This window comes from Oxalobacteraceae bacterium OTU3CAMAD1 (assembly GCA_024123915.1).
Lineage (GTDB): Bacteria > Pseudomonadota > Gammaproteobacteria > Burkholderiales > Burkholderiaceae_D > Rugamonas.
This window is the reverse complement of the sequence record CP099650.1, coordinates 4785054-4797193: the sequence shown is the minus strand read 5'-3', so window position 1 is coordinate 4797193 and position 12140 is coordinate 4785054. Positions and strand designations below refer to the sequence as shown.

Here is a 12140-nt window from a genome sequence, read left to right as displayed (position 1 = left end):
CGCATTATAAATATGCCAATCATGATAATATAATTGCAATTCCCTGCAATCAATTATCGGATACCTCCCTCATGACGACTACGCTGGCATCGCACCTTAAGAAAAACCTGGTCCCTCTGTTGCTGACGCTCGCCGTCAGCCAGGCCTACGCGGCCGATATCGTCTACACCGGCGTTGATGGCGCATCCGGCCTGATCGGCGCGGCGCCCGGACAGCATGGCGGGGCCGGCGGCGCAGGCGGCCCGTTGGCGGCCGCGCTCGGACAGGCACAGGCGGCGCTGACGTTGACGCTGTACGGTGGCGCCGGTGGCGACGGCGGCGCCGGCGGCGCGCGTTCCGAGACTGTCTTTGCCGGCAACGGCGGCGCCGGCGGGTTCGGCGGATCGGCCAGCGGCGCCATCGCCACCAGCACCTCGGCGGCGTTCGACACGGTGGTGGCGGCGCTGGTCTATGGCGGCCGCGGCGGCACTGGCGGTGCGCCCGGCGGGCTGGCGGAAATGCTCGACAACGGCGAGATCTTCGGACCGTCCAATCCGATTTACGGCGCTTCCGGCGCCGGTGGCAATGGTGGCGCCGCCAGCAGTTCGGCCTCGGCGATCGTGGGCGGCGCCGCATCGGTCAACGTCACGGCACTGGCCGTCGGCGGCGCCGGTGGCAGCTTCGCCGGCCCGCAGGGCGTGTCCGGCGCCGGCGGGAGCGCCAACGCCACCGCCTACGGCCAATCGGACACCGGCAAAGTCCGCGTCCACGCCGAAGCCCGCGGCGGCGACGGTGGCCAGCCGACGGCTTTCCTCGGCAGCGGCGGCGGTCTTGCGGCAGACGTGGAACAGATCAACGCGGTGGCGGGGCGCACGGGCGGCGACCTGACGTTGGTGCAGCGCGCCGTCGCCGGCCGCGCCGGCGCCAGTGGCGTCGCCGATCCTTATAACCCGGTGCCACCGGATGGCGTGCGCAGCGCCAACGCCCGCTCGGCGCTGACCTTGAGCGACGCCACGGCCGCCAGCGTGACGGCGCACGTGTCGGCGGTCGGCGGCGACGGCAGCCTGGCATTGAACTTCAGCTATGCCGGCGGCACCGGTACGGCGTTGCTGGACCTGACATCGAGCGCCGCCGGCGCCGTCGTCGACGGCACGGTCGAAGCCTTCGGCGGCATCGGCAGCAGCTACGTCGGCGGCGGCAACGGCGGCATGGCCGACGCGGTCGCCGTGCTGACCGGACTGGCCGACGTGCGCGGCAGCGTGGCGGCCTACGGTGGCAGCGGCGGTCCGTCCACGTTTGGCGGCAACGGCGGCGACGCGTCCGCCTCGTTGACGATCTCGGCGGGGGGCATGGCGCGCGGCAGCGCCTGGGCCACCGGCGGCCAGACGGGCGCCGAGAACAACTACTACCTGCCCAGTAACGGCCGGGCCCACGCGGTCGTCGTGCTGGTCGGCGCCGGTGCGCAGGGCGCCGCCACGGCCGAGGGCGGCAGCGCGACCAGCCGCCTGACCGCGCGCACCAGCGGCGCGCAGGGCGTCGATGTGAGCGCCAGCGCGCGCGGCTACGGCGACGCCGGCGTGGTGGTGGCATCCGGGGTCGGCCCGGGGGCCGCCGGCACGGCGAGTGTCAAGGCGCGGGTCGACGCGTCGAGCTACGATTCGACCGGCAGCGCGCCGGCCACCGCCATGCTCGACGTCATCGCCTCGGGCGACATCGACGGCGTCAGCCAAGCCCGCTCGGGCGACGCGCTGTGGGGCTGGTACGGTTCGCCGCCGTCTGTCGGGGCCGTCGCCAGCAGCGCGCGCGGTGTCACCGGCGGCAATCACTCGGTGGCGATCAGCGCCATCGCGCGCGCCGGCCAGACCGGCTTCATCGAGGGCATTCCGATTACCAGCGGCAGCGCCAGCGCCACCGCCTTCGGCCAGTCCGGCGGCGGCGTGGTCAACGTCTCGGCCGAGGCGCGCGCCAGCGGCGGCGCCCGGGTCTACCAATGGAACGCCTACGGCGCGGCGACCGCGTCGGCCACGGCGGTCAACCTCGCGCGCGGCGGTCGCGGCAGCGCCCGCGCCACCGCCTGGGGCGGCGACGCCCAGGCGCTGGCATCGGCCAGCGGCATCGGCGCCGGCGGCGCGGTGCGGGTGAGCGGCGCGGCCGGTCCGGTGTTGGGCGACTGGCCGGCCAGCACCCAGTTCAGCGTGACGAGCAGCGCGTCGGGCGCCAACTATTACGATGCGGACGGGTTCCGGCTGGCCGGCCACGGCGGCGCCGGGCAGGTGGTGGTGTCGAACGTTAGCGCCGGCCCGCACGCGGCCGGCGATATCGCCGGACTGGGGCCGGTCGTGACGGCGGCCATGACCTCGGTGGCCGGTGTCGGCATGCAGGCGTTCAGCTCCGACACGGCCGCGCTGGTGACGGACTGGTGGATGCCGGTGCCGGCACGGCTGACGGCCAGCGGCCAGTTCGGCTTCGACGGCGTCGCCGGCCAGCACCTGCTGCTCGGTTTCGTGTCGGCCACGTTCGCCGACGGCTTCGACACGCTGGAGCTGTCGATCACCAACAACGGCGTCGGCCTGTTCTCGCGGCTGTTCACCTCGGCCGACGACGCCATGCTGTTCTTCAACGACCATGTGCTCGACCTTGGCTTGTTCGGCGCCGGCGCGCAGGACGTGCGGGTGTCGTCGACCTACTCCTACTTCCAGCCGGGCGCGTTCGCCTTCAACTACGTGGTCGGCGCCGGCGCCGGCGTGTCGCCGGTGCCGGAACCGTCGAGCTGGCTGATGCTGGCGCTCGGCCTGGGCACCCTGGTGCTGGTCGCCCGCCGCCGTAACAAGATAATTTTGGCACGTTACAAATTTTACAATTAAAATAAGATAAGATGGTTTTCTTGGCAATATCATCGTGCTGGCGGTTACTGCCGTCCATATCTCTTAAAACACTACTTGGGGCCAGATTAATGAATACATCGAAGTCACGGACATCCTCGGTCAAACCTTCGCGCTACATCGCCGGCATTGCGCCGCTGCTGTTGTCGCTGGTGGTCAGCCAGGCGTATGCGCTCGACCGTACGGTCACCGGCGCCAACGGCGTGGTCGGCACGCCCGGTACCACCACGGCGCCCAACGGCGGCAAGGGTGGCGCGGCCCCCGACCTGACCGACACCTCCCTGAGCGCCGGCGCTTTCAACCGCTTGACCTTGACCGGCGGTAACGGTGGCATGGGCGGCACAGGCCTGCCGGGCGAGGTGCTCGATCCCGACAGCGACGATTGTCGTCTTTACGGTTATTGCCAGCGCGGCCCGGGCGGCATCGGCGGCAACGGCGGGGCCGGGGCGGCGGCGACCGGCCGCGTCAACGCGGCATCGTTGACCGGCGGCGCGACCGCCGAGGCCAACGTCTTCGGCGGCAACGGCGGCCTCGTGGGCGAGGGCGACCAGTATGCCTTCGGTATGGCCCCAACCTTGGGCCACGGCGGCGCCGGCGGCAACGCCTCCGGCGTTGCCAACGCCGTCTCCGTGTCCGGCGCGGTATCGGCCAAGGCCTACGCGACCGGCGGTAATGGCGGCGCCACGAATGTGATGTTCGGCGGCCGCGGCGGCGACGGCGGCAAAGCCACGGCCCGCGCATCGGCTTCCTCGGTCACCGGCAATGTGTCGGTGCTGGCGCAGGCGACCGGCGGCAATGGCGGCAGCGCCAACAACGTCTACGGACCGGCCGGCGCCGGCGCGGCCGTTTATCTGGAAAACATGGTGGCCGGCGCGACCCGTGGCGCGCTGTCCCTGCTGCAGCACGCGATAGGCGGCAACGGCGGCGAGGCGACTGGCGCCGGCGGTCCGCCGGACCTGCCGGCTTCGCCAACCAACAACGTCGGCGGCAATGCCGGATCGGTGCTCAGGCTCAGCGACAGCCAGGCCAGCGCGCTGAAGGGCACCGTGAGCGCCAAGGGCGGCAATGCCGGCGGGTTCACGGGTGTCGCCAGTCCGGCGGCCGGCAACGGCCGGGCCGAACTGTATCTGACGTCGACCCGCGCGGGCACCAATGTCGACGGCAGCGTCACGGCCATCGGCGGCGACATTGCCAACGGTATCAGCTTTGGCGGCGTGGGCGGCGACGCCGGCAGCGCCACCGCCATCGCCAGCCTGGCCGGCAAGGCGGCGGTGTCGGGAACGGCCGAGGCCCAGGGCGGCCAATACGGCGGCACGGTCGCCGCCAGCGCCACCAGCCTGTTGACGATCAACGCCGGCGGCCTGGCGACGGGCAGCGCGCGCGCGGTGGGCGGCCAGGCGGGCGGCTGGTTCCACAGCTGGGAATATCAGGACGGCGACGCCAGCGCCACGCTGGAACTGGTCGGCGCCGGCGCCAGCGGCAGCAGCTACGCGCGGGGCGGCAACGCCAACAGCAACGTGAACGTGGCCACCACCGGCGCGCGCGCGGTCAATGTGGAGTCCAGGGCCATCGCCGGCCTGGGCGATCCTTCCGCGCCGCGCGGCCACGAGGGCAACGCCAAGGCGAGCACCGTGGTCAACGCGGGTACGACGGGCGGACGGGCCGCCGTGACGGCCGGCGCCTACGCGTCCGGCAGCGGCGGCAGCCAAAACGCGCAAGCCAACCTGCTGATCAACACCGGCGGCAACATCACCGGCACCGCGCAGGCCCAAGGCGGCGTGTTCGAGTACATCTACACCGAAAGCGGCAGCTCCGAGGCCATCGCCCGTGGCGTCACCAGCGGCGCCCATTCGGTCACGCTGAACGCGCTTGCGAGCAGCGCGTTCGCGCCGGCATGGGGCAGCCAGAACGGCTATGGCAAGGCCACCGCCAACGCCTATGGCGCCTCCGGCAGCGGCACCGTCACCGTCGCGGCCCAGGCCCTCAGCGGCTACAACTACGTCCTCAGCCCGCGCCTGTCCTCGGCGCGCGCCACGGCGGAAACGTCGTTGCTGGGCGGCGTAAGCAACGCCAGCGCCCGCGCCAGCGGCGAGCAGATGGAAGCGGTCGCCACCGCGAACGCCATCGGCGCCAAAGGCACCCTGGTCGGCTTCACCGCCACCAGCACCGGCGGCTTCGCCCAGGGCGCTGCCGTGGCCTCCAACCGCTTCGACGCCGCCAGCTTCGCATTGAAACCTGGCAATGGTACGGCCGGCGACAACCAGCTGAACACCTATGCCGGCGCGGCCCCGGCCGATGGCGCCGCCCTCGGGTTGAGCGCGACCGCCGCCGCGGCGCTGACCGACCTGTACGGCACCGGCATGCACGGCGCCTCGGGCGGCATCGATCCGGAGCAGGCGTCCGCGCCCCACGGCGACAACATCAGCGAGTTCCAGTTCGTGTCGACGGTCGACCAGCATTTGCTGATCGCCTTCCTGGGCGCGGGCGGCACCGGTTTCGACTCGCTCGACCTGTCGATCAGCAGCCATGGCAACTTGCTGTTCAGCCAGTCGTTCACGTCGCTGAGCGACGCCAACCTGTTCTTCACCGACAAGGTGCTCGATCTGGGCTTGTTCGGCGCCGGCGCGCAGGACATCGTGGTGCGCTCGTCGCTGGCAGGCGCGGCGTATGGCTACGCGTTCAACTACGTGCTGGGTGGTGGCGTCGGCGGCTTGATCGGCGCCGGCAACCCGACGGGCGGCGTCGGCGTCTCGGCCGTTCCGGAAGAGTCGACCTGGATGATGATGATGATCGGCCTGAGCGGGCTGGTGATCGTGGCACGGCGCCGCAAGTCGGTCGCCGCGCGCGCGTGATTTAGCGCATCGCTGTCTTGTTGAATCAAGCGCTGAAGGTTAGCGCTGAAGTTTAGCGCTTCAGGCCGGCCCGTTGGGGCCGGCCTGTTTCACGTCTGCGTTACATGCCTTACAGGCTGGCCTGCGGGCCCCAGATCTGCTTCATGCTGAAGCGGATCGCGGCGTCGTCCTCGCTGAGCGCCTCGGCGATGGCGTGGCGGTCGCCGGCGGCGCGGCGTTGCTCGGCCGGCGGCAGCGCCGCGCCGGCCGCGTCGCGCAGGCAGTGCACGTGCAACTCGTCGCCGCCGGCCAGCCGGTGGCTGACGACGCCGATCTCGCCGGTGGCCAGGCGCACCAGGCAGCCGGGCGGGAAGTCGCCCAGTTCGCGCCGGAAGTGCTGCGCCAGCGCCGGATCGACCGGCGAACCCTTGTCGTCCATCAGATTGCGCAGCGCCTGGTCGGGCAGCACCGAACGCCGGTAGTTGCGCGCCGACACTTGCGCGCAGTAGCGGTCCGCCAGACTGAGCAGCTTGGCGTTGAAGGTCACCTGCGGACTGGCGATGCCGGCCGGGTAGCCGCTGCCCTCATCGTTTTCGTGGTGCAGCAGCACGCACGATATCCATTCGTCGTCCTCGATGCCGGCGCTCTTGAGCAGGTCGACGCTGTCCTCCGGATGGCGGCGCACGATGGCCATCTCTTCCTTGCTCAGGCTGTGCTTGTTCTGGAAACCCTCATGATGGCGCAGCATGCCGACGTTCATCGTCAGCGCGGCGGCCGTGACGGTCTGGGTATCGGCGTCGGTCTTGCCGAGGCTGCGCGACATGACGACGATGACCACCGCCGTCTCGATGCAATGGCGCACCGCGTAGCTGCCGGCGATCTGGCACAGGAAGATGCAGGCGAGCGCGATATCGGGATTGAGATCGACCGCGCGCACCACCTCGCGGGCAATGTCGCGCAGCTCGCTTTCCGCGTCGTGCTCGTTGCGCAGGTTTTGCAGCAGCCGTTCCAGCCGCCGGTTCGACACGTTGAGCTGGTGCAGCACCGACGGCGGCGCCGGCGTCTGCGCCAGGGTGGCGATGCCAGGCGGGTCCAGGTGTTTGGTATCGGCCATGATGGTTGTCCCCGATTTATACTTTGCCCAGCCGCTCCAACGCGAGCGCCAGGGTCTCATCTTTTTTGGCGAAGCAGAAGCGCACGATGCCGGACTCCTTGCCTTGCTGGTAGAACGCCGACACCGGTATCGCGGCGACCTTGATCTCGGTGGTCAGCCATTCGGCGAACTCCGCCTCGGTCTGGGTCGAGATCTTGTCGTAGCGCACGCACTGGAAATAAGTGCCGTCCGCCGGCAGCAATTCGAAGCGGCTGCCGGCCAGGCCGTCGCGGAACAGGTCGCGCTTGCGCTGGTAGAACGCCGGCAGAGTCAGGTATGGCGCGGGGTCTGCCATGTAGCTGGCCACGCCATGCTGCATCGGCGTGTTGACGCTGAAGACGTTGTACTGGTGCACCTTGCGGAACTCGGCCGTCAGTCCCGGCGGCGCCGCCACGTAGCCCAGCTTCCAGCCGGTGACGTGGTAGGTCTTGCCGAAGCTGGAGACGACGAAGGCGCGCGCGGCCAGCTCGGGGTGGCGGCACACGGATTCGTGGCGCTGGCCGTCGTAGACCATGTGTTCGTACACTTCGTCCGACAGGATCAGGATGTTGGTGCCGCGCACGATATCGGCCAGCGCGTGCATGTCGGCGCCGCGCAGCACGCTGCCGGTCGGGTTGTGCGGGGTGTTGATGACGATCAGCCGCGTCTTGCCGCTGACGGCGGCGGCCACCTTCGCCCACGGCACCGTGTAGCCGGCCGCGCCCATCTCCATCTGCACGCCGACGGCCACGCCGCCGGCAAGATGAATGGCCGGCACATAGCTGTCGTACACCGGCTCGATGACGATCACCTCGTCGCCCGGATGCACGCAGCACAGGATGGCCGTGGTCAGCGCCTGCGTGGCGCCGGCGGTGACGGTGATGTCGGTGTTGACGTCGTACTCGTGGCCGTACAGGGCCGCTATCTTGGCGACGATGGCGTTGCGCAATACCGGCGCGCCGCTCATCATCGGATACTGGTTGAAGTCGGCCAGCATGGCGTCGTTGACGGCTTGCAGCAGGCTGCGCTCGCACGAAAAATCGGGGAAGCCCTGGCCCAGGTTGACGGCGCCGGACTGCGCGGCCAGGGTCGACATGCGCGTGAAAACGGTGGTGCCGACGGCCGGCAGGCGGCTGGTCAACACCGGGGTCGAAGGCAAATCGTTATGGAGATCGTTGCGGCTATTCATGGCGGCTGGAGAGTGAACGGATGACCTATTCTAGCTCAGCGAGCGCGCTTTGGTGTTGCGTAAAAAATCTATCGTTCGAGCCGCCACGCCTCCGGCACCACGACCTTGAACATGCCGGCCTTGGCCAGCCGGCGCGCCAGTTTGAGCAGCGCCTTGTCCTTGGTGATGAGCACCTCGGCGCCGGCGTCGCGCGCCACTTCCAGGAACTTTTGATCGTCCTTGTCGGTGCAGACGGGCAGGCGAATGCCGGACTCGGCCGGCGCGACCACCTTGATCAGCGCGTCGAAGCGCGCCGCCGCCAGGGGCCGGCTGGCCTCGTCGAGCGGCAGGTGCGGATAGTGCAGCACGATGTTGTATTCGTCGCGGCAATCGGCGCGGGTGACGGCCTCGACGGCGCCGCTTTCCAGTGCGGCCAGCAGGTCGGCCCAGCGTGGATCGTGAAACACGAACAGGTCGAGACAGACGTTGGTGTCGATGACGATGCGGGCCGGTGCGGGATTTGTTGGAACAGGTATCATGTCGGAAGTTATTTACGTATGCTTATTTGAAATTGAGTTGAATCTTATGCTGATAGTGCTTTCGCCCGCCAAAAGTCTCGACCTGGAGACGCCCCCGACCACCAAGCTGCACTCCCAACCCGCTTTCCTCGACCACTCCGCGCAACTGATCGAGCGCCTGCGCGAGTTTTCGCCGGTGCAGATCGGCGAGCTGATGGATCTGTCCGACAACCTGTCGGCGCTCAACGTTGCCCGTTACGCATCGTGGACGCACGACACCGCCGAAGGCCGCCAGGCCGTCATGGCCTTCAACGGCGATGTCTACGGCGGGCTGGCGGCGCGCACCCTGACGCCCAAGCAGATGGACTACGCGCAAGCGCGCATCCGCATCCTGTCCGGGCTGTACGGCATGCTGCGTCCGCTGGACCTGATCCATCCGCACCGGCTCGAGATGGGCACGCGCCTGAGCAATCCGCGCGGCAAGAACCTGTACGACTTCTGGGGCGACACCATCACCAAGGCGCTCAACAAGACGGCCGGGGAGCAGGGCGCCGGGACCCTGGTCAACCTGGCGTCCGAGGAATATTTCAAGTCGGTCAAGCCCAAGCTGCTCGACATGCCGGTGATCACGCCGCAGTTCGAGGACTGGAAAAACGGCAAGTATAAAATCATTTCCTTCTATGCCAAACGTGCGCGGGGACTGATGGCGCGCTACGCCGCCGTCAAGGGCATCACCGATCCGCAAAAGCTGAAGAAATTCGATGTCGACGGTTATGCGTTCGACAAGAAGGATTCGACCGACGGCACGTGGATTTTCCGCCGCAAGGTTGCCGCGTAAAAAAGTGTAAAGGCGCCGGGCGGTAATAAAAAACCGGGATCGCATCCCGGTTTTATGTTAATTCCAGAGTTTCCACCAGTGACGTTCGGCTTTTTTGCCTTCGTCGAGGAACTTGCTGGTCGGGTAGTTCAGCTTGAACACGCGCATCGTGTCGTCGCGCAATTCCGTCATGCCCAGCTTGTCGTAGCTGCGGATCATGATGAACAGCGCCTCTTCGATCGCAGGCGAGTCGCGGTAGTCGCTCATGATGCCCATCGCCCGGTTGGCCGCAGCCAGGTAGGCGCCGCGACGGTAGTAGTAACGCGCCACGTGCACCTCGTACGACGCCATGGCGTTGGTCAGATAGCGCATGCGGTCCAGCGCGTCCGGGGTATACTTGCTGTTCGGGAACTTGTCCACGAGCTGCTTGAACGCCGCGTAGGCTTCGCGCGTGGCCTTCGGATCGCGCTCGGTCGTGTCCTGGGCGTAGATGAAGTTCAGGAAGCCGATCTGGTCGTTGAAGTTGATCAGCCCGCGCAGGTAGTACATGTAGTCGACGTTGTTGTGGTTCGGGTGCAGCTTGATGAAGCGCTCCACCGCCGCCAGCGCCTGTGCCTGGTCCTGCGCCTTGTAGTAGGCGTAGGCGATCTGCATCTGCGCCTGCTGGGCGTAGGTACCGAACGGATAGCTCGATTCGAGGCGCTCGTACAGCTGAATCGCGCGCTCGTAGTGGGCACCTTCCAGTTCTTCAGTCGCCTCCGAGTATAATTTCGAAGCTGTCCAACCTTTCGTCTCGTCGGCTTTCTCCGAGAAAATGCCGCAAGCGGACAAACTAAGCAGAACCAACGTTGCTGCGACTACCGATAATTTTTTTTGCATATGTTTTGCAAGAAGCTGTTTAACCAAAGTTTTACAATAGGCTGATTATAGCCGATGGGAATGCCGTGATATTAACTCCAAAGCCGAATTTGGCCGAATCCTCCACCACGCACGAGCACAACCGCCACTCCGACGCCGACCTGCCCGCAGAGCTCGAAGTCCAGGATGGCGACTACGGCGACGACGATGACGGCCTGGCTCCGATCGAACTGGAACTGACCCCGGAAGCGTGCGGCCAGCGCCTGGACAAGGTCATCTCCAAGCTGGTACCGCAGTTTTCACGCGGCCGCCTGCAAATGTGGATCGACGACGGCTTCGTCACGGTCGACGGCAAAGTGGCCAAAAGCAACAAGGACACGGTCTACGGTGACGAGAAGATCGTCATTCTGCCCCAACCGGCGCCGGAAGACGAGGCTTTTAAGCCGGAAGCGATGGAACTTAACATTGTTTATGAAGATGAGCACCTGATCGTCATCAATAAACCGGCAGGCCTGGTGGTCCATCCGGGCGCCGGCAACTGGTCCGGCACCTTGCTCAACGGCCTGCTGCACCACTGCCCGCAGCTGTCGGGCGTGCCGCGCGCCGGCATCGTCCACCGCCTCGACAAGGACACCAGCGGCCTGATGGTGGTGGGCAAGAACCTGCCGGCGCAGACCGATCTGGTGCGCCAACTGGCCGCGCGCACCGTCAAACGCGAGTATTTCGCTTTGGTGTGGGGCACGCCGCGCGTTAGCGGTACTATTGATGCGTCGATGGGACGCCACCCGAAGGACCGCATCAAGATGGCGGTCTCGAACAATTTCTCCGCCAAGCCGGCCATCACGCACTACGAGTTGCTGGCCAGCGGTGATCTGGACCGTCGCCCCGTCAGCCTGATGCAGTGCCGCCTGGAGACGGGCCGCACGCACCAGATTCGCGTCCACATGATGTCGATCGGCTTTTCGCTGGTTGGCGATGTGATGTATGGCAAGCAGCATCTGGCCAGTGTCTTCCCGCGTCAGGCCTTGCAGGCCCGCCGCCTGGGACTGGTTCATCCGGCCACGGGCGAGCAGTGCGAGTGGCTGGTGCCGCTTGCCGATGATTTTGCCGAGCTGATCGCCAAGGCCGGCATCGAGGAACCGGAACAAGTTTGAACGCTATCCATCAGCAATGGTTGATGCCGAAATGGCCGGGCCTGCCCGCCAATGTCGGCACCCTGTCGACCACCCGGCGCGGCGGCGTCAGCCCCGCGCCGTACGACGACGGCATGGGGCAGGGCGGCCTGAACCTGGGCACCCACGTCGGCGACCAGCCGCACAATGTCGCGCACAACCGGGAGCTTTTGCGCGCGCTGCTGCCGTCCGATCCTGCTTGGCTGAACCAGGTGCACGGCACGGCCGTGGTCGACCTGGCGGACCTTTCGCGGCAGCAGGTGCCCGAGGCCGACGCCAGCGTCACCAACGTGCCCGGCAAGGTGTGCGCCATCATGACGGCCGACTGTCTGCCGGTGCTGCTGTGCGATGCCGAAGGCAAGACCGTCGGCGCCGCCCATGGCGGCTGGCGCGGCCTGGCCTCCGGCGTGCTGGAAAACACGGTCGAATCGATGCGCGCGGCCGGCGCCGGCGAGTTGATGGCGTGGATGGGGCCGGCGATCGGCCAGTACCAGTTCGAGGTGGGACCGGACGTGATGCAGGCCTTCCTCAACGGTGCGCTGGACGACTCCGGCGTGCGCCACGTGACGGCGGCGTTCTCTCCCATCGAGGGCAAGCCGGGCAAGTATCTGGCCGACATCTACGCGCTGGCGCGCTATCTGCTGCACCGGGCCGGCGTGGCCCAGGTGCATGGCGGCGAGTATTGCACCGTCTCCAACTCGGGGCGGTTTTACTCGTATCGGCGCGACGGCGTGACCGGTCGCCAAGCCTCTTTGATCTGGCTCAAATGAAGCGACGCGGCGC

Annotated in this window: 9 protein-coding genes; 5 read left to right on the top strand and 4 right to left on the bottom strand. The window is 67.4% G+C overall.

What is annotated here, in order from left to right:
- The first annotated feature begins 71 nt into the window (after positions 1–71).
- On the top strand, positions 72–2843 hold the full coding sequence (locus NHH88_20430; GenBank protein ID USX12057.1) for a PEP-CTERM sorting domain-containing protein: 2772 nt from the start codon (positions 72–74) through the stop codon (positions 2841–2843).
- An 89-nt stretch (positions 2844–2932) separates the two neighbouring features.
- Complete coding sequence (locus NHH88_20425) at positions 2933–5713, top strand: hypothetical protein (GenBank protein USX12056.1); 2781 nt, start codon at positions 2933–2935, stop codon at positions 5711–5713.
- Positions 5714–5822: 109 nt separating this feature from the next.
- Here NHH88_20425 and NHH88_20420 read toward each other — a convergent pair whose 3' ends face one another.
- The 3 genes from NHH88_20420 to NHH88_20410 form a co-directional block, all read right to left on the bottom strand.
- On the bottom strand, positions 5823–6806 hold the full coding sequence (locus NHH88_20420; protein USX12055.1) for an HD domain-containing protein: 984 nt from the start codon (positions 6804–6806) through the stop codon (positions 5823–5825).
- A gap of 16 nt (positions 6807–6822) precedes the next feature.
- Positions 6823–8013: a pyridoxal phosphate-dependent aminotransferase gene (locus NHH88_20415; protein ID USX12054.1), complete on the bottom strand. Its 1191-nt coding sequence runs from the start codon at positions 8011–8013 to the stop codon at positions 6823–6825.
- 68 nt (positions 8014–8081) lie between these two features.
- The gene (locus NHH88_20410; protein ID USX12053.1) at positions 8082–8531 is read right to left on the bottom strand and encodes a putative toxin-antitoxin system toxin component, PIN family; all 450 of its coding nucleotides are present in this window, start codon (positions 8529–8531) and stop codon (positions 8082–8084) included.
- 46 nt (positions 8532–8577) lie between these two features.
- On the opposite strand from NHH88_20410, the gene yaaA reads away from it, so the two are divergent.
- Complete coding sequence (yaaA, locus tag NHH88_20405) at positions 8578–9348, top strand: peroxide stress protein YaaA (protein ID USX12052.1); 771 nt, start codon at positions 8578–8580, stop codon at positions 9346–9348.
- A 57-nt stretch (positions 9349–9405) separates the two neighbouring features.
- Here the strand turns inward: yaaA and NHH88_20400 are convergent, their stop codons facing one another.
- Positions 9406–10206 carry an outer membrane protein assembly factor BamD gene (locus NHH88_20400; GenBank protein USX12051.1) on the bottom strand — a complete coding sequence of 267 codons (801 nt, stop codon included), beginning with the start codon at positions 10204–10206 and terminating at the stop codon, positions 9406–9408.
- Positions 10207–10295: 89 nt separating this feature from the next.
- Here NHH88_20400 and NHH88_20395 point away from each other — a divergent pair, with 89 nt between their 5' ends.
- The gene (locus tag NHH88_20395) at positions 10296–11339 is read left to right on the top strand and encodes an RluA family pseudouridine synthase (GenBank protein ID USX12050.1); all 1044 of its coding nucleotides are present in this window, start codon (positions 10296–10298) and stop codon (positions 11337–11339) included.
- Positions 11336–12127: a peptidoglycan editing factor PgeF gene (gene pgeF, locus NHH88_20390; GenBank protein ID USX12049.1), complete on the top strand. Its 792-nt coding sequence runs from the start codon at positions 11336–11338 to the stop codon at positions 12125–12127. The genes NHH88_20395 and pgeF overlap by 4 nt, the downstream gene beginning before the upstream one ends.
- Positions 12128–12140: the final 13 nt, after the last annotated feature.

Coding starts and splice junctions, on each gene's coding strand:
- NHH88_20400 (USX12051.1), bottom strand. CDS start 10,206: ATGCAAAAAAAATTATCGGTAGTCGCAGCAACGTTGGTTCTGCTTAGT.
- yaaA (USX12052.1), top strand. CDS start 8,578: ATGCTGATAGTGCTTTCGCCCGCCAAAAGTCTCGACCTGGAGACGCCC.
- NHH88_20410 (USX12053.1), bottom strand. CDS start 8,531: ATGATACCTGTTCCAACAAATCCCGCACCGGCCCGCATCGTCATCGAC.
- NHH88_20415 (USX12054.1), bottom strand. CDS start 8,013: ATGAATAGCCGCAACGATCTCCATAACGATTTGCCTTCGACCCCGGTG.
- NHH88_20420 (USX12055.1), bottom strand. CDS start 6,806: ATGGCCGATACCAAACACCTGGACCCGCCTGGCATCGCCACCCTGGCG.
- NHH88_20430 (USX12057.1), top strand. CDS start 72: ATGACGACTACGCTGGCATCGCACCTTAAGAAAAACCTGGTCCCTCTG.
- NHH88_20425 (USX12056.1), top strand. CDS start 2,933: ATGAATACATCGAAGTCACGGACATCCTCGGTCAAACCTTCGCGCTAC.